15 protein-coding genes are annotated in these 17,536 nt (G+C 75.6%); 8 read left to right on the plus strand and 7 right to left on the minus strand.

What is annotated here, in order from left to right; translation table 11 throughout:
* Positions 1-165: 165 nt before the first annotated feature.
* From ACZ6EM_RS03105 to ACZ6EM_RS03130, 6 genes are all read right to left on the minus strand, one after another.
* The gene (locus ACZ6EM_RS03105) at positions 166-2,361 is read right to left on the minus strand and encodes an ATP-binding protein (protein WP_465771488.1); all 2,196 of its coding nucleotides are present in this window, start codon (positions 2,359-2,361) and stop codon (positions 166-168) included.
* Positions 2,358-3,140 carry a Pvc16 family protein gene (locus tag ACZ6EM_RS03110; protein ID WP_465771489.1) on the minus strand — a complete coding sequence of 261 codons (783 nt, stop codon included), beginning with the start codon at positions 3,138-3,140 and terminating at the stop codon, positions 2,358-2,360. Before ACZ6EM_RS03110 ends, ACZ6EM_RS03105 begins: the two co-directional genes overlap by 4 nt.
* Positions 3,137-6,409, minus strand: a complete 3,273-nt coding sequence (locus ACZ6EM_RS03115; RefSeq protein WP_465771490.1) for a hypothetical protein — start codon at positions 6,407-6,409, stop codon at positions 3,137-3,139. Before ACZ6EM_RS03115 ends, ACZ6EM_RS03110 begins: the two co-directional genes overlap by 4 nt.
* 169 nt (positions 6,410-6,578) lie before the next feature.
* Complete coding sequence (locus ACZ6EM_RS03120; protein ID WP_401055137.1) at positions 6,579-7,211, minus strand: AAA family ATPase; 633 nt, start codon at positions 7,209-7,211, stop codon at positions 6,579-6,581.
* Positions 7,212-7,266: 55 nt separating this feature from the next.
* Entirely contained in the window at positions 7,267-8,028 is a 762-nt protein-coding gene (locus ACZ6EM_RS03125) for a hypothetical protein (protein ID WP_452180804.1), read from the minus strand.
* A gap of 108 nt (positions 8,029-8,136) precedes the next feature.
* The gene (locus ACZ6EM_RS03130) at positions 8,137-8,874 is read right to left on the minus strand and encodes a response regulator transcription factor (RefSeq protein WP_401055139.1); all 738 of its coding nucleotides are present in this window, start codon (positions 8,872-8,874) and stop codon (positions 8,137-8,139) included.
* 215 nt (positions 8,875-9,089) lie between these two features.
* Between ACZ6EM_RS03130 and ACZ6EM_RS03135 the strand changes: the two genes are divergently transcribed.
* Positions 9,090-10,505 (plus strand): COG1470 family protein, encoded by a 1,416-nt coding sequence (locus ACZ6EM_RS03135; protein WP_465771492.1) that lies wholly within the window; start codon positions 9,090-9,092, stop codon positions 10,503-10,505.
* A gap of 299 nt (positions 10,506-10,804) precedes the next feature.
* On the opposite strand, the gene ACZ6EM_RS03140 is transcribed toward ACZ6EM_RS03135, so the two are convergent.
* Positions 10,805-12,025 (minus strand): GNAT family N-acetyltransferase, encoded by a 1,221-nt coding sequence (locus ACZ6EM_RS03140; RefSeq protein ID WP_452177591.1) that lies wholly within the window; start codon positions 12,023-12,025, stop codon positions 10,805-10,807.
* Positions 12,026-12,298: 273 nt separating this feature from the next.
* On the opposite strand from ACZ6EM_RS03140, the gene sigK reads away from it, so the two are divergent.
* The 7 genes from sigK (at position 12,299) to ACZ6EM_RS03175 (ending at position 17,535) form a co-directional block, all read left to right on the plus strand.
* On the plus strand, positions 12,299-12,931 hold the full coding sequence (gene sigK, locus ACZ6EM_RS03145; RefSeq protein ID WP_401053404.1) for an ECF RNA polymerase sigma factor SigK: 633 nt from the start codon (positions 12,299-12,301) through the stop codon (positions 12,929-12,931).
* An 85-nt stretch (positions 12,932-13,016) separates the two neighbouring features.
* Complete coding sequence (locus ACZ6EM_RS03150) at positions 13,017-14,042, plus strand: MerR family transcriptional regulator (protein ID WP_465771562.1); 1,026 nt, start codon at positions 13,017-13,019, stop codon at positions 14,040-14,042.
* A 52-nt stretch (positions 14,043-14,094) separates the two neighbouring features.
* Complete coding sequence (locus ACZ6EM_RS03155; RefSeq protein WP_465771493.1) at positions 14,095-14,967, plus strand: hypothetical protein; 873 nt, start codon at positions 14,095-14,097, stop codon at positions 14,965-14,967.
* A 109-nt stretch (positions 14,968-15,076) separates the two neighbouring features.
* On the plus strand, positions 15,077-15,730 hold the full coding sequence (locus ACZ6EM_RS03160) for a DedA family protein (RefSeq protein ID WP_452177589.1): 654 nt from the start codon (positions 15,077-15,079) through the stop codon (positions 15,728-15,730).
* Between the two features lie 357 nt (positions 15,731-16,087).
* The gene (locus ACZ6EM_RS03165; RefSeq protein ID WP_401053398.1) at positions 16,088-16,339 is read left to right on the plus strand and encodes a hypothetical protein; all 252 of its coding nucleotides are present in this window, start codon (positions 16,088-16,090) and stop codon (positions 16,337-16,339) included.
* 325 nt (positions 16,340-16,664) lie between these two features.
* The gene (locus ACZ6EM_RS03170) at positions 16,665-17,066 is read left to right on the plus strand and encodes an SsgA family sporulation/cell division regulator (RefSeq protein ID WP_401048573.1); all 402 of its coding nucleotides are present in this window, start codon (positions 16,665-16,667) and stop codon (positions 17,064-17,066) included.
* Between the two features lie 157 nt (positions 17,067-17,223).
* Positions 17,224-17,535 carry a hypothetical protein gene (locus ACZ6EM_RS03175; RefSeq protein WP_452177587.1) on the plus strand — a complete coding sequence of 104 codons (312 nt, stop codon included), beginning with the start codon at positions 17,224-17,226 and terminating at the stop codon, positions 17,533-17,535.
* Position 17,536: the final 1 nt, after the last annotated feature.

Below are 17,536 nucleotides of genomic sequence, written 5' to 3' on the forward strand. Positions count from 1 at the left end.
CGGTCATTCGCCCCCGAGTCTGCTGCCCGGACGTCACCCGGAAACATGTCCGCGGGTCCCGGACCGGGGGCAGGAACCGCTGCCCCCGGCGGACACCGCCGGACGTCCGCGCAGGCGCCCCGGACGTCCCGGGCTGCCCCCGCCGCCCCGCCGTCCCGGGGGCGGTCAGCCGTGCCCGGTGTCCCCGAGCGCGCCCAGCCACGGCCCGAACTCGCTCGCCAGCACCAGTCGGCCGAGCTTGCGGTACTCGCCGACCACCGCGGAGACCAGCTGCGCCATCCCCAGCGGGGCGCCCGTCCCGGCGGCCAGATACGCCGCGGAGACCGCGCAGGCCCGGATGGAGCCGCCGGTGAGCTCGAAGTTCCGGGCGCAGAAGTCCAGGTCGAGGTCGTCGCCGCGGGGCACCAGCGGCCCCAGGCAGCGGTCCCAGAGCAGGCGACGCTGCGCCTCGTCCGGCAGCGGGAACTCGGCGATGACGTCCAGCCGCCGGGTGAACGCCTCGTCGAGGTTGGCCCGCAGATTGGACGTCAGCACGGCGATCCCGTCGAAGGACTCCATCCGCTGGAGCAGGTAGGCCGTCTCCACGTTGGCGTGGCGGTCCCGGGAGTCCTTGACCTCCGAGCGCTTGCCGAACAGCGCGTCCGCCTCGTCGAACAGCAGGACGCCGTTCACCTGCGCGGCCTCGGTGAAGATCCGCTCCAGGTTCTTCTCGGTCTCGCCGATGTACTTGTCCACCACGGTGGAGAGGTCCACCACGTACAGCTCCATGCCCAGTTCGGCGGCGACCACCTCGGCCGACATCGTCTTGCCGGTGCCGGACTCCCCGGCGAACAGGGCGATCACGCCGTTGCCCCGGCCACCGCCCGGGCGCATCCGCCACTGCCCGAGCACCTGGTCGCGGTGCCGGGCGCGCAGCACGAGCTCGCGCAGCCGGCCCGCGGTGGGGGCGGGCAGGACGAGGTCGGACCAGCCGACCGCGGGCTCGATCCGGCGGGCGAGCCGGGCCAGTCCGGCGGCGTTCTGCGCCCGTACCGCCGTGCGCAGGTCCTCGGCCCGGACCGGGCGCCGCTCGGCGGCCGCCGTCCGGGCCGCGACCGAGGCGGCGCGGGCCAGCTGTTCCTGATCCAGCCGGTAGGCGGCCACCGCCTCGGCCAGTTCCTCCGGCAACTCCTCGTCCTGCTCCTCGCCCGACTCCGAAGCACCCGGCTCCGAAGCATCCGGCTCCGCGCACAGGGCGCGCGCCCACTGCCCGGCCCGGTCGCGCGCGCCCGGCGGCGGGACGGTGAGCACCACCGGGCTCCGCGCCGCCCAGGCCGGGTCCCAGACCTGCGGGCCGTGCACGACCAGCGGGACACCGGCGAGTTCCGCGCACAGCTCGCGCAGCAGCGCGGCCCGCTCGGGCCGTTCGGGTTCGAACCGGTCCAGCGGTCCGAGCACCACGCCGCCCCCACCCAGCCGCGCCTCACGGGCGAGCACCCGTACGGTGGCCTCCGGCGGGCGGGCGGCGAGCGCGGCGGCGTCGACCACCAGGGGCGGCGGGCCGTCGGCCGCGAGGGCCGCCACCGCGAGCGGGCCGGCGTGCCCGCCCCGGTCCAGCAGGTGCACCAGCCCGCCGTCCGCGGCCAGGACGCGCAGCTGTTCGAGGGGCTGGTGGGAGCGGTGCCCGGGTCCGGCGCGGCGGGCCAGCCCGGCGAGGGTGCCGTCCGGCTCGTCGTCGCCGAGCAGATGGGCCGTCACCCGGTCCGGGACGCGCAGGGTGCGGGAGAGCAGCGGGCGGTCCGGCTCGGTGATCTCCAGCAGGCCGCCGGCGATCAGCGGGGCCCGGACGGAGAACCGGAAGCGGCCGGCGCCCGCCCCGGGCAGTCCGCACAGGTCGAGGGCCAGGCCGATGGTCGCCCGGCGGCGGGTCAGGTCGTCGTTGAGGTAGCCGTAGAGCTGCTCGAAGCGGGAGTCGAGGTCCGGGGCGAGCGCCACCAGCAGCAGGTCGAGGTCGACCGGGAGCAGCCCGAAGGCGGCGCTGAGCCGCCCGAGCCGGGAGCCGGGCGGCGGCGCGGGGCCGTCGCCGGGGTCCGGGGCGGCCCGGTGCACCGTGGCGGAGGCCGCCAGGATGCGCTCCACCGCCTCCGGGCCGAGGTACTGACCACGGTACGGGTCGTCCGGGTCCGGGTCGTCGGCCCGGCGCTCGCGCACCGCGGCGCGGACCCGCCGTTCGACCCGGTGCAGCCGCTCCCAGAGCTGGTCGGGGGCCGGACCGAACGGTGCGCTGTCGTCCGGACCGGACGGCCCGTCCTGGTCCGGCCCGGGCGGTGCGCCGTTGGCCGCCGACGCGGCCTCCGGGGCCCGGTCGAGGTCGAGGCTCATCGCGCCCTGCCCCGGGCCCGGCGGCCGGGCGGCAGCCCGCGTTCCCGGGGCGCGGCGAAGCCGTCCGGCCCGGGGTCCCCGGCGCCCTGGTAGCGCAGCCGGCGGCCCGGGCCGTCGGCGGGCGGCGGGCCGGCCGGGGTGGTGTCGCCGGCGTTGGCGATGTCCCCGACGTTGGCGATGTCCCCGACGTTGGTGGTGTCCCCGACGTTGGTGGTGTCGCCGGCGTGCAGCACCAGCCCCTCGGTGACCGGCGGCCCTGCCGGGCTGCGCCCGCCGGGCAGCGGGGCGAGCACCCGGAGGTCGACCGAGGGCCGCAGTTCCCCGCCGAGCGAGGACCAGACGTCGGACACCGACGGCAGTCCGGTGTCGCGCCCCGCGATGTCCAGCCCGACGGTCAGTCCGAGCGCGGCCAGCGTGCCGGTGAGCAACCGGGCGGGCAGCGTGTCGGTGGCGGTCAGGCACTGCAGCACCTCGGCCAGCAGCCGGTGTTCGTCCTGCGGCCGGTTGGTCCAGGCGGTGACCAGGTAGGCCAGCTCGAACCAGCGGGGCGCGGGGCGGTGGCCGGTCACCAGGCCGTCCGCGTCGTACTCCGCGACGGTGCCGGCCTGCCGGCGGCCGGTGTCCTCGCGCAGCCCGTACAGGTAGACGCTGACCGTGGGCGCGTTGCGCCGGGCAGCGAAGTCCCGGGTGGGCGCGTCGAAGACCACGTCGATCCCGCGCTCGGGCAGACCGGTCCCGGCGAGCAGCTGTCGCAGCGCCTCGTCGACCTCGTGGATCACCGCCGCTCCACCTCCCCGGGCGGGCCGATGCTGCCCTCCACCACCAGGAAGGGGCAGGTCACCGGGGAGAATCCGGGGCCCTCGGCGGTGATGGTGCGCGGGCCGGTCTCGTCCTTGGGGAGGATGAGCAGTTGGCCGGCGAAGGTCCCGTCGCCCTTCGGGCGGGTGGGCGCGGCCTCGGCGGTGATGCCGGGCTTCCAGGTGAACCGGACCGGCGCGCCGGGCGGGAAGTCCACGCCGCGCACCGAGGTCACGAAGCCGGGCTTGCCGATCGGCGGCACCGCGACGATGCGGGGCTGGAGGATCCGCAGCGGGGTGCTCGCCCGGTGCGGTCCCGGGGTGGCGTCGGTGCCGGTGGTGGTCAGTTCCGCGGTGATGGTGGTGTCCAGCGCCGCCACGGGCGAGAGCACCACCCGGACCACCGCGCTGCGGCCCGGGGCCAGGTCGCTCACCGTGCAGGTGCCGTTCCGGCAGCCGGGGGGCAGGGCCTCGGTGGGCACTCCGGCGGGCAGACCGAGGGTCAGGCGCAGGCCGGTGGCGAGGGCCTGGCCGGTGTTGCGCACCGTGTAGCTGACGGTCACGTGGCCGCCGACGTAGCCGGGGTTCGGCTGGGCGTCGACCGCGACCGCGGGGCCGGCCTGGGGCGGCGGGGCGGGCGCCGGGGGCGGCGGCGGAACGGGGGTGGAGGTGGGCGTGGCGGTCGGGCTGGGCGTGGGTGTGGGTGTCGGGCTCGGGCTCGGGGTCGGACTCGGCGAGGCGGTCGGCGACGGGGTGGGTGTCGGCGACGGGGTCGGCGGCTCCAGCACCGGGAGGAAGGTCCGGGCGAAGTCGTCGTCGGGGTTCGGGTCGACGACCGTCCCGGTGACGCTCCAACCGAAGTCCGGGACGCCGGGCCGGGTGCCGGTCAGGGTGGCCTTGATCCGGACCACCTGGCGCGGGGTCAGGGTGCCGAGCTCGCAGCGCAGCGCGGCGGCGTCGCACGATCCGGTCGGGGTGGTCAGCTTGTCGAGCCGGGCGCCGGTCGGCACCGAGACGGTGAGGGCGGTGCCGGGCGAGGGCGCGGGGCCCTTGTTGGTGACGGTGACGGTCACCTCGGTGCTGCCGTCGACGGGGACGGCCGGGGTCCGCTCGGGAACGCTGACCGCCAGGTCGACGGACTGCTGGACGGCCGGCTCCTTCTGGCGCCCCGGCAGCCGCCAGTCGAGCTCGGTGAGCTGGGCGGTCGCGAAGTCGTAGACCTTGAGCCCCTCCGGTGCGCTCGGCGGCGCGGCGCGGCGGGAGGTCAGCACCAGCTGGGCGCTGTTCGCCGTCCAGGCGACGTCGCGGGGCTGGAAGGGCCCGGTGGTGGGGCGGTCGGGCAGCGGCCGGGTGCAGGCGCCCTGGCCGAGCCCGGTGGGCACGACCACCGTGCAGCCCTCGCCGGTCGGCGTGGTGACCACCACCCCGTCCTGCTGGTTGTTCCCGCCGTCACCGGCCTTGCGGTTGAAGGCGATGCGGCGGCCGTCGGGGGCGAAGGCGGGACTGTCGTCGATGACGTTGCAGCTGCCCGGGCAGGCCGTCCGGCTGAGGTCGGTCTGCCGGGTGAGGTCGTCGGCGGCGACGGTCCAGACGTGCAGGTTGCCGGCGTTCTCGTTGACCACCGCCGTCCGGGAGAAGGCGATCAGCTTGCCGTCGGGGGACCAGAACGGCTGGCCGTCGGAGGCGCCGCGCTGCCCGGCCGGCGGCTGGACGGTGCCGACGATCCGCCCCGTGGCCATCTCGGCGATCAGGACCCGCCCGGGCCGGGCCGGCTGGTCGCCGGCGGCCGGGGCGCTGCGGCTGAACACGATCAGCCTGCCGTCCGGGGAGATCGACGGGTCGGTGTCCCGGTCGTTCGGGCCGCGCCCGGCGAGGTTCATCGGCTGCGGGTTCGCCCCGTCGCCGTCGGCGATCCAGATCCGTTGGATCCGCCCGGCCGGGCCGTCCTCGTAGCGGGTGACCACGATCTGCCGGCCGTCGGGCGTGTAGGTCTGGCGCTCGAACCAGGGGTCGAAGCCGGGGCGGGGGTGGAACAGCGGGTCGGCGCCGGGGTCGGTGCTGGTGTTGCTGTCGGCGGCCGGGTCCTCCCGGAGCACACTGATGCCGAGGTCGCGCGGGTCGGACCCGTCGGGGCGCATGTCCTCCACGTTCGCGACGTTGGCGCCGGAGGCGCTGGTCTGCTCGACGACGGGGCCGCCCTCGTTCTGGGTGCCCAGCCAGGTCGGCGTGGCGATCAGCCGGTTGGCGCGGTAGAGCACCTTCGGCGCTTCGCAGTTGCAGGTGAGCGCGCGGTAGAGGTTCACCACCGGCGGCCGGGACGGATCGGGCTGCGGGGTCGGGTCGTTGGGGTCGAGCAGGTCGGCGCTGAGGAAGAGCACCCCGCTGCCGTCGGCCAGCCAGCCGGCCGAGCCGGTCTTCCAGGTGGAGCCGGTACCGGGGAAGAAGGCCTTGTCGCCGCCGGTGGGCGAGGTGAGGACCAGGGTCCGGCCCTGGGCGCCCTGGTCCCGGGTGTAGACGATCTCGTTGCGGTGGGCGTCGTCGTTCACCGGGTTCCAGGCCGGGTCGACCGCGTCCCCGTCGGTCACGCTGGTGACCTTGACGGGCGCGCCGCCCTCGAACGGCCGCAGGTAGATCTGACGGTGCGACGGTTCGCCGTCGCAGGAGTACGCGATCCACTTGCCGTCGGGCGAGACCGTGGGGTGGGTCTCGTCGGCCGCGCCCTCGGTGATCCGGCGCAGTCCGCTGCCGTCCCGGTCGACGGCCCACAGGACGTGCCGGGTGCTGCCGTCGCCGCGGGGCTCCAGGGACTCGAAGACGACGCCCTTGCCGTCGGGGGCCAGCGCGGGGTGGGCGGTGTCCATGCCGGTGGTGAGCCGGTGCACCGCGCCGGCCGCGTCGCGCAGGTACACCTGGGGCAGCGGGCCGTCCCGCAGGCTGGTGAAGACCAGTTCGCCGCCGCGGGCGGACGGGTCCCGGTCGAAGTGGATCGGGCCGGGCCCGAACAGCGGGGTGCTGTCCGTCATGCCGGTCACCCGGCCGAGGCCGCGGTGGTCGGTGCCGGCGAAGACGATCCGCCCGGCCGCCGGGTCGACCGCGGCCGCCGGGGCCGCGGCGGCGCCCTGCCCGCCGGGGGCGGCGCCGGCCAGGGTCACCAGGGCCGTCGCGAGCGCGAGCAGCACCGCGACGGCGGCCCGGGCCGGCCGCCGGGCGGAGCGGGGGGTGGCGGTGGCGCCGATCACGCTCGACCTCACAGGTTGCAGGGGCGGTCTGCCCGCAGTCTCCCCGCCGCGGGCGTGCCGCGGGAGAGCCCGGGCACCCTCGGCGGGGGAAACAACCGGTGTCCCCGAAGGGCAGCCCGCCCGCACCTCGCGTGAGAAGTCGGCCCGGCCGACTTCCCGTGCGCGCCTCAGCCGCCGGAGCTCAGTCGAACCGGATGTGCCGGACCCCTGTCCAGGCCCGGCGGACGCGCCCCCGGAGAACGCCCTCGGTGTTCGGCGCGAGCGTCAGCCCCGAAGCGGCGGCGATGCGGTCGGCCACCTGGGCGACCGTCAGCCGGTCGGTCCACACGTGCTGGGCGAACTCCTCCTCGCGCAAACGCTCCAGGCACACGTCCAGCTTCGACACGGCGAAGCTCTCCCGGCGCAGCGGGGCGTCCTTCCCCGCCACGAACTGCACCACGTGCCCGAAACCGCGCTCACGCAGCCGTCGCAGCACCGTGGCGCGCTCAGCCAGCAAGGTGAAGTGGCGGACGTCATGGCCGCGTTCCCGCAACCGACCGACGGTCTCCCGGAAGTACACCGGCTCCACGACCGTCATCGGTGCGATCACCACACCGTCGTGATCGGTGAGGACTCGGTCCAGCACGTCGACGACACCTTGCCGCCAGGCGGGAAGATCCTGGAAGTCCCCGCGCATCGACGGCGGCATCATCCGGTGCAGGCCGAAACCCACGTGCTCGGGGTCGCAGATGACGCTGCCCGGAAGGCGCCACCGGATCTCGTGCGCGGTCTGAGTCTTGCCGGCGCCGAACGGGCCGTTGATCCACAGGAGCATGCGCAGACCCTAGCTCCGCCCGGCAGCGCCCGGCCCGGGGCCTCCACTCCCACCGTCAGTAGCTGTAGTGGGGCCAATGCGGATCGTCCCAGCGGGCGGGCCCGGTGAGACCGATCAGCCGCAGACGGTGGAGCAGGTCCTCCGGTGCGTCGTGCGCCCTCAGCCGGGCGGGGGCGTGGCGGGTGAGCCAGGCGGTGAGCACGGCCACCATGGCGTCCTTGTCGTGCCAGGTCCTCCAGGGGAGTTGGTCGACGAGCAGGTCGTAGTCCCACGCGTCGACGGCCTCCGCGAGGTTCCGGTCGGCCGTCGGATGCTCCAGCGCCTCCCAGACGTCGAGCCAGGGGCTCAGTTCGCCGGACGCCTCGACGCACAGGACGAGGGTCCCGTGCGCGTCCGCGAGGGGGTCGGCGGTGACGAGGCTGTGGGCCCAGAACGCGTGCAGGAACTCCCGCACGGCCGCGGCCTGCTCCCGGGGCCACTCCTGCCAGCGCCCGCGGGCGAGCGAGAGACCGATCTCGTCCTGGTACCGGGACGACTCGGACCGGCTGTCGACGAGGGCGCACGCGAGCTGAGGCAGGACGCGGCGGAGCACCGAGCCGTGGTCGCTCCAGTCGGGGGCCTGCCAGGTCCGCCGGAGGAGGTCGGGATCGAGCCGCACGCCCGGCACCTTGAGGAGGGCGAGCTCTTCGGCGCTGCCCCAATGGCACTCGCAGTTGTGCTCCTCCGGGCGCGCGGTCGCCCCCTGGAGGACGAGAGCGAGGCCCTCCAGGGCCGCGCCGAGGCGCAACTCCGCACGTCGGATGTACACGTCGGTCATCGGCTCCTTCATCACCACCGTCGCCGGCGGGGAGTTCGACTTCGGGCTCCTCTGAGCGCTCCCCGCTCCACGCGGTGCCTCGCCCGGCCGGGCGAGGCACCGCTTCCGTCAGATCAGGCCGCGCCGCATCGCGTACCCCACCGCGTGGGCCCGGTTGCGCAGGCCGAGGCGGGTGATGATCTCGTGCAGCACGTTCTTCACCGTCCGCTCGGAGTACGAGGTCTTGGCGGCGATCTCGCTGGTGTCGAAGCCCTCGGCCACCAGCTTCAGCATCTCCGCCTCCCGCGCGGTTAAGGTCGAGAGGGTCAGGCCCCGCCCGTCCAGCATGGTGCGCTGGAGGATCCCGATCCGGTCGAGCAGCTCGCCGAGCAGGTCGCCGGGCATCACGCCCTCGCCGTTGGCCAGGGCGGTGATGAGGTGCACCAGCCGGTCCTGGTCGGCCTCGGACCTCCGCAGTACGGCGGCGACCCCGTTCTCCACGATGGTCTGCAGCCCGCCGGCCTCGAAGTGGCCCACGACCAGGCCTATCCGGCCCGACGTCGCGAGCCGCAGCCGCCGCAGGTGCTCGGTCACCGTCTCCGTCAACGAGTCCACCACCAGCAGGGAGACCTCGGCCTGCCCGGCCTCGCTCTCGCTCAGCAGTTCCACCTCGGGCCGCTGGCGCAGCTGCTGGACCACTCCGGTCTGCAGGATGAGGTCCTCCGCGTAGACCGCCACCCGCACCTGGGCCGGCCTGCCGCGCAGTTGGGCGGGTACGCGCGGGACGGCGGCGCCGGCGGGCTTCGGTGCCACCGCGGTCCGGCGGGCTGTGACGACTTCCTCACGGGTTGTATCGGTCGACGTCATCGAACTGCTCCATTCTGCAAGTGCCTGCGAGGGTGACGGCCGGGCACCGCGAGGCAGTGCCGGCCGGGGGCTTGGGGGCGGGTCACGCGGAGCCGGGCCGGGCCCGCGACGGGACCGGGCGGGGTCTCCGGTCGGTCCGTACGGGCAAGGGGTGTGGCCCCCAGCTTGCCCGTACGGCCCTCTTCTCCGGCGCGGTACGGCCCTACCGTCACGCTATGACCACATCCGCCGAACTCGGCCTGCCAGCATTGACGGTGGCCCCCGGTGGCGTGGCCACCACGACCCTGACGGTACGCAACGATCTTGACATCGTTGAGGCTTACACGTTCGAGGTGGTCGGCGACTGCGCCGGCTGGACGAAGGTGGAACCGGCCAGGGTGTCGCTGTACCCGGGGACCTCCGAGACGGTGACGGTCCGGCTGGCGCCGCCGCGCTCCCCCGCCACCCGGGCCGGCGAGTTCCCGCTCGGCATCCGGGTGCTGCCGGTCGAGCGCCCCGACCTGGTGACGGTGCCGGAGGCCACGGTCACCGTGACGCCGTTCCAGGAGCTGCAGGCCGCGCTGGCCCCGCGCCGTCGTCGCGGCTGGCTGCGCGGGCGCTACCGGGCCTCGGTGCGCAACCTCGGCAACGCTCCCACCGGTGTGACGTTCACTCCGGGACAGGCCGGTGAGGACCTGCGGTTCCGGGTCACGCCGGAGAAGCTGCGGCTGGAGCCCGGCGAGTCCGGAGAGGTGCGGGTGCAGGCGCGCACCCGCAAGCTGATCTGGTTCGGCAAACAGGCGACCTGGCCGTTCGAGGTGACGGTGGGCCCGGAGGAGCGGGCGGACGGCAAGGACGACAAGGGAGGGAAGGACGCGAAGGCCGCGAAGGACGGCAAGGACGGGGCCAAGGAGCCGGAAGCCGCACCGGATACCGCGCCGACGCCCGTCCAGAAGCCGCTCCTGGACGGCGAGTTCCTCCAGCTGCCGATCTTCCCGAAGTGGCTGCTCGCGCTCCTGGCGGCGCTGATCGCGCTGCTGCTGGCGTGGTTCGCCCTGGTCCGCCCGGCGGTACGCAGCTCCGCGAAGCAGGCGGCCGAGAAGGCCGTCGCCCAGCAGAACGCCACTCCGGCCCCGCCCGCCGGTGTCCCGGCCGGTGACACGCCGGGCAGCCCCGTCAACGGGAGCACCCCGGGCGGCCAGACCAAGCCGGGCGCCGGGAAGCCGACCACCGGCCCCGGCAGCCAGGGCGGACCTGGTCCGGGCGGCCTGGCGGTGCCGGGGACCGGCCAGCAGAGCTCCGCCACGATCGACGTCGTGACCGAGAACGGCGCGGCCGCGACCGGCAGTTACCAGGTGCCGCACGGCAAGGTCTTCGACATCACGGACCTCGTGGTCGCCAACTTCCAGGGCGACCAGGGACTGGTGACCATCATGGCCGGCAACAAGACCATCACCACGATCGCCTTGGAGACCTTCCGCAACCAGGACTACCACTGGGTGACTCCCCTCCAGGTCCCCGAGGACCAGGCGGTGACCGCGAACGTGACCTGCGAGGTGCCGGGCACCCCGGCCTCGGGCAAGCAGGCGCCCACGTGCCACGAACTCCTCAACGTCAGCGGGACCCTGAGCGACATCCGGCAAGGAAACTGAACGTTTCCGGCCCGTTCGTCTCCGAGTTCCCGCTCCCCCCGCATCTCCCCTCACATCCCGTGACCATGTCAATACCCGACGGACACTGTTGCATCGTGCACCCGTCCGAACCAAACCGACCCGCCGGTAACCAGCCGTGATCTGTCCTCCGAGGGCAACCGGCCTGGTCCCTGAGGGCAACCGGGCCTCCCCTACGGGCGGTTCGGGATGCCCCGACCCGGGAAAAGCCGAACGCCGTTCCCCGCCCGACCAGGGCGGGGAACGGCGTTCGGTGTCTATCCCGAGTGGCGGCTGCCGGATCAGAACCAGTGCAGGCAGTGCGGCGCGCGCTCGGCGCGGAACAGGGCGTCGGCGAGGACGGCCGCGCCGGGTCGATGGGCCCGGATGTGCCCGGCTCGGACGAGAGCGCTCGGGGCGGTGCCGCCGAGGTAGACCGCGCCCAGGTCGCGGACGTCCAGGGACAGATCGGGCTCCCGGTCCGTCGGGACGCACTCGGCCTTCCCGTCCCGGACGGTCAGCAGGTACCGGTGGTGCTCGCCGAGGAACGGGTCGTCGACGTCCAGGACCAGTTCTCCGTCGGTGAACCAGCCGCGCGCGGTCAGCGCGCGCGGGACGTCCAGCAGCCGCACCCAGAGCCAGTCGGTCTCGCCGCCCGGCTGGACGGCGCGGAAGTCCGCGAGCTGCCAGCGCAGCGGGTGCTCCGGCGGGCAGTGCCGGAACACGACCTGGGAGACCAGGTCGTGGCCGAGCACGAACCGGGCCAGGTCGGTGTGGGCGGCGTCGTCGACGGCGATGATCTCGTCCACCGTCAGGGTGTCGTCGCCGAGCGAGTAGCTGGCGTACCCGTCCGGGGTTCCGTCGGCGTCCCGGTGGACGGCGACGTAGCGCGGTGTCGGGGCGATCGGGACCTGCCCCGCGCCCAGCTCCCACCAGCGGCGCGGCCGGGACAGCGCACCGGGCTGACGGCGGCGGTAACGGTCGTAGACCTCCTCCACGATCTGCCCGCAGTCGGCCCGCCGCAGCAGTTCGACCGAGCCGGCCGCCGGGGCCTCGGCCGCCCGCTGCGCCCGGGGTGCGGCGAAGGCGGCCTGCCGGCGCGGCACCGTCAGCCGCTGGGTGTACGTCGCCGGACCGTAGCCGAACCTGCCGTAGATCCCGGCCTCGGAGGCCAGCAGGACGGAGAGGAACTCCCCTCGCGCCCGCACGTCGTCGAGCTGACGCCGCATCAGCGCGGTGAGCACGCCCTGGCGCCGGTGGGTGGGCAGGACTCCGACGGACGTCACCCCGGTGGTCGGGACGACCACCTCCCCGGGCAGGGTCAGCTCGAAGGAGCACGCCCCGGCGGTGCCGACCGGCCGCCCGTCCGCCGTCACGGCGAGCAGGTTGCGGTCCATCTCGGTCGCCGCCCACCAGACCCCGCCGCCGTCCGCGTTCGGGGTTTCCGGGAACCGCCCGAACGCGGCGTGAAGCGTGTCGACGAAGACGTCGAGGTCCTGGTCGGTCGTGGAACGGATCTCCATGCGGTGCTGCTGCCTCCCCGTACTGCCGGCGCCACCTCGTGCGGCGCCCCCCGAAGTGCAGCGCGACCGCGCGGCCCGGTCAACCGAATTACCGGCGGTCGGGGCGCTGGCGGGGCGCCGTCGGGGCGCCGGCGGGACGGCGTCGGGACGTCGGCGGGACGGCGCCGGCGGGCTCACCCGGGCCTGACGGCGGGCGGCGTCACCGAGTGGAGCGAAACGCTGCACAAAGGCTGCGGGTGGTGCCGGGAAACCGAAACGCTGCACAGTGCCGGGGTGACCACGCACGCCTGCCCGTCCCCCTCCCTCTCCCCAGCCGTCCCCGCCGTCCCGGCCGTCCCCGTCGTCCCGGCTCCGGCCGCGGAGCTGGAGCGCCTGGTCGCCGCGGTGGCCCGGGGCGACCAGGTGGCGTACGCACGGCTGTACCGGACCGTGGCCGCACCGGTGTACGGGACGGCGCTGCGGACGCTGCGCAGCCCCTCGCAGGCCGAGGAGGTCGCGCAGGAGGTGCTGCTGGAGGTCTGGCGCGCCGCCGCCGGCTACCGGCCGGCCCGCGGCACGGTGCTGGCCTGGGTGCTCACCATCGCCCACCGCCGCGCCGTGGACCGGGTCCGGGCGGCGCAGGCCGCCGCCGACCGCGAACTGCGGGCGGCCCTGCGCGAGCAGCCGGTCCGCGAGCCGGGCGCCGAACCGGTCGCCGAGCAGGTCGAACGGGTCTTCGACGCGCGCCGGGTGCGGTCCGCGCTCGCCCGGCTGAGCGGCGTCCAGCGGGAGTCGCTCGTCCTGGCGTACTACGGCGGGTACTCGCAGAGTGAGATCGCCCGGGCCCTGGGGGTGCCGCTGGGCACGGTGAAGACCCGCATGCGGGACGGGCTGCTGCGGCTGCGGACGGCCTTCGACGGCTCCTGACGCCCGGGCCCGACAGGGGATCATGGCAGTGGCGAAGGACGCCCGGGACGCCCAGGGCATCCGGGACGCCCGGGACATCCGGAACATGCGGGAGAGGAGAACGATGGGTACCGACCAGGCGGGCCTGCCGACCGGCGGCGTGGCCCGGCTCCTCGGGGTGTCCCCCACCACGATCCGCTCCTGGGAGCGCCGCTACGGCATCGGCCCCTCGCTGCGCGACCCCGGCCACCACCGCCGCTGGAGCCCCGAGGACATCGCGCTGCTCGAAGCGATGTGCCGCCTGGCGGCCCGCGGTGTGCGCCCGGCCGAAGCGGCCCGGGCGGCGCTGGCCTCCCACCACGCGGCCGGTGCCGGTGCCGAGGCCGAGACCGAACGCGCAACCGAGGCCGTCGCACCGGTGCCCGGGCAGGCCGCGCGGCCCGGGCCGGAGGCCGGTCGCGGCCCGGCCGGCCGCCGTGCGCTGCGGATGGGAGCGGTCCGCGCCGAGTGCCGGGGCCTGGCCCGGGCCGCCGTCCGCCTGGACTCCCCGGAGGTCGCCCGGATCCTGCGGGAGGTGGTGGATTCGCTCAGGGTCGTCGACGCCTGGACCGAGGTGATGATGCCTGCGCTGCGCGCGACCGGACGCACGTGGGCCTCCTCCGGCGAGCAGTACGTCGAGGTCGAGCACCTGCTGTCCTGGCACGTGTCCACCGTCCTGCGCGCCGCGGCCGTACGGCCCGCCAGGCCGCGGCCCGCGCCGCCCGTCCTGCTGGCCGCGATGCCCGACGAGCAGCACAGCCTGGCGCTGGAGGCGGCCGCGGCGGGCCTGGGCGAGCGTGCGCTGCCCTTCCGGATGCTGGGTGCGGCCGTCCCGCCCAGGGCGCTGCTGGACGCGGTGCACCGGATCGGCCCCGGCGCCGTGATGCTCTGGTCGCAGCTCCCGCCCACCGCCGACCACGAGCTGGTCCGCCGGGTGGCCGACTCCACGTGGGGCGCGCGCGGCTCCCGCGGCCGGGCCCTGGTGCTGGCCACCGGCCCCGGCTGGGGCCGCTCCGGCGCCCCGGGCGGCACCGCGGGCCCGCAGAGCCTGGCGAGCGCCCTCGACCTCCTGGAGCGGACCGTCACCGGGTGATCCGCGCGGCCGTCCCCCGGCCGCCGAATGTCACCCGTTCGGGTGACTCCGAGTGCTCTCGCCCATCCGGGGCCCGGTCGGCACCGAACCCACCGTGCCGGCGGTCGGCCGGAACGAGGACATGGACGGGTACATGGACGTGGATGTGGACAGGAGCCCGATGAGGGTGTCCCCCAGGGCGGGACGGGCGCTGCGGGTCCGGCCCGCGACCCACGAGGACCAGGCCCAGGTGGTCCGGCTGATCGCGGCCGACCGGCCCGCCGTGCCCTTCCCGGCGACGGCACCCGTCGCCTGGGACCGCCGGCCCGACCGGACGGTCCTCGTCCTCCACGACAGGGACGGCCGGCTCCAGGGCGCGATGGCCGTGCACCGCCGGACGACGCCCGGCCGACTCACCGGCGGGGTGGCCTGGCTGCACTGCCGCGAGGCCGCGGACGCGGCCGAGGTCCTCGTCCGGACCGTCCTGGCGCGGAGCGGCGGCCTGACCGCCGTCACCGCCTTCACCGACCCTTCGCCCTGGCCGCCCCACCTGCCCGGCCTGCCGCTCCACCGCCGACCGGTCACCACCCGGGCGTTCCTCGCCCACGGGTTCCGCCCGATGGACCACCGCCTCCTGCTGCACCGCCCCGCCACGTCCGCCATCGACCGCACCGCACTCGGCCCGCGCACGGCCGACGCCCCGCCCCTGTGGGTGTCCCCGGAGGGCACCCTCCACCGCGACCGCGGCTCCGTCGGCCCGCCCGCACCGGCTGTCCTGTGGCGCCGCAACCTGCCCCGCGCGCTGGAGGAACTCGACCGCGCCGACGGCCGGGACGTCCTGGCCATCGTCGATCTGCTCGCCCCCGGCGCCTGCGAACTCGCCGCCGTCCTCGCCGGGTTCGGCTTCGACGAGCTCGACCTGCTGCGCTCGCTGGTCCTGACCTGAGCCGAGGGCCTGGCGCCGGGGTCCGTCGCCCTTCGGACCACCGGGTCGCCGGGGACGCCGAGCGTTACATTGAGGCGGAGAGGGGCGCCGGTCCGGAACGGGGTGGCTGATGCACTCGATCACCGCCTGGCTGAGCGGACTGTCCGGTCCGGTCGGGTACGCGGTGGTCGCGGGCCTCGTGCTCGTCGAGGACGCCCTCTTCTTCAGCTTCGTCGTCCCCGGCGAGACCGCGGCCGTCCTCGGCGGGTTCCTCGCCCACCAGGGCCGGCTCTCGCTCGGCTGGCTCGTCCTGTTCGTGGTCTGCGCGGCCGTCCTCGGCGACACCGCCGGCTACGAGATCGGCCGCCACATCGGCCCGAGGATCCTCGACACCCGCCCGATGCGGCGCCATGCGACCCGGGTCGACCGGGCCCAGGACCTGATCCGCCAGCGCGGGCCGGCCGCCGTCTTCTTCGGCCGCTTCGTCGCCTTCTTCCGCGCCATGGTGCCCACCCTGGCCGGCATGTCCCGCATGCCCTACCGCCGCTTCCTCCTGTTCAACGCCCTGGGCGGCGTCCTCTGGGGCGTCGGGTTCACCCTCCTCGGCTACTTCGCCGGAGCCGCCTACACCCGGGTCGAGAGCACCGTCGGCCGGGTCCTCGCCCTCGCGATCGCCGCGGGCGTCGTCATCGCCCTCGCCGTCTGGTACCTGCGCCGGCACCGGCGCGGAACCCGCGCCCCTGACCGCGGCGACCGGAACGACCGGGACGACCGGGACGAGTAGTCCTGCCCCCACCATCGGATCATCCCCGCGGTCTCCGGAGCCCGATGCGGATCTCAGTGCCGCCCGACGGCACGGGCCTGTGCGGCGGCGGCTTGCGGGCCGTCGGCGAAGCCGGGCCCGTGACCGCACCGCGTGGCAGCGCGCGCCGGGAGCGTCGCCTTCCGCGTCCGGCAGCGCGGTCTCCGGCCCGGGGTTACGGTCGGAGGGCCGACGACCGAGGGCCGACGGAACCGGCGCCGGGCCAAGCCGCCCGGCCCCGTACTCGCGGTCCGGATTTTCGGTTCGGACCCGGACATCCGGGCAGCCGCCCGGTATCCCATCCGTCGAAGCCCAGGACCCGGAAAGGGGAACGAGCCCATGACCACACCCGACGAGCACGGACCGCAGCCGGACGAGCGGACGCAGGAACGGTCCGCCGAGGAACGCGCGATCACGTCCCCGACCCCGGCGAACGTCCGGGCGAAGGCCGAGGGCCGGGCCGGAGTCCGGGAGCGCTCCGCCGAGGAGCGATCCATCAGCGCGCCCACCCCGGCCGACGTGCGGCGGAAGGCGAAGCCGGACGACGACGAGGAGCCGGAGCCGCCCGCGGCGGACACCGTGGCGCCGTGAGGCTCCGCACGATCACGCGGTGATCACCCGGTGACCCGCGAGCCCCGCCCCACCCCACCCCGCCCCGGTGACCGTACGCCGGGGCGGGGCTTCGCTGTCCGGACCGGACCGGACCGGGCCCGGCCCGCACGGGCGGCTCGGAGCGGTAGGCGGCTGCCCGTTCCCCCGACCGGGAAACCACCCGGGTGGGGGATCACGCCGGGCGACGCGGTTGCGTTGAGAGACGAGGAATGCACCCCGGGCGCGCGGGTAGCCGAGCGCTGCCACCACCGGCCGTCACGGCCGGAGGAAACCGGGTGCCATCGCCAGAATGGGAGTTCGTCGCATGACCGTCGCCACCTCCTGGTCCACCGCCGTCACCCTGCCCGAGGGCCCGTTTCCCGACGTGGCCGTGGAGGCGCAGCTGCGGTTCGACACGGCGTCGCCGTACGCGGTGTGCCTGGCGTTCCCGCCGCTCGGCGACGACGACGCGGCGCAGTGGACCTTCGCGCGCGAGTTGCTGGACAGGGGCCGGCACGGCCCGGCCGGCCTCGGGGACGTGACCGTCGCGCCCGGGCCGGGGGGCCGCGTGCTGATCACCCTGCGCTCTCCGGCCGCGCGGGCCGTCATCAGTGTTCCGGCGGCCGTCGTGACGGCGTTCCTCCTCGACTCCTTCCGCCTGGTGCCGGCCGGCGCCGAGGCCGAGCACCTGGACATCGACGCCGCCCTCGCCCATCTGTTCTCCTGACCCGCCCCGGCATCGAGCCCGGGTCCGCCATCGGGGCCGGGCCGGGCATGCCTCCCGGGCGCGCGGGGTAAGCGGGCGTCACGCGACGGACCCGGGCCGCCGGTCACCTCCCCCTCGGGCCGGGCCCGCCGCCGGAACGCGAGGAGAGGAGAAGACCATGACCACCCCACCGTTCCCGGCCACGCCCGACGGCCCCGCCCTGTACGCCGTCGCCGTGCCCGCCCTGGCCCTCGCCGTGCTGCTCATCGGCGTGTTCGCCTGGGGCAGCCACCACCTGAACCGCCGACGGCCGAAGCCGGCCCGAGACACCCCCGCGGCCCCCGCGGCCCGTGCGGGCTCCCGGCGCGCTCGGCACGCTCCCGGGCCGGACGGTCCGCACGCCTGCCACCGGAAGCCCGCAGGCCGCGAGGCCGGCCGGCCCTCGCACCGGCGGGCCCACCGCGCGGCCCCGCCCCGACGCTCGTCGTGAG

The organism is Kitasatospora sp. NPDC041917, assembly GCF_055589745.1.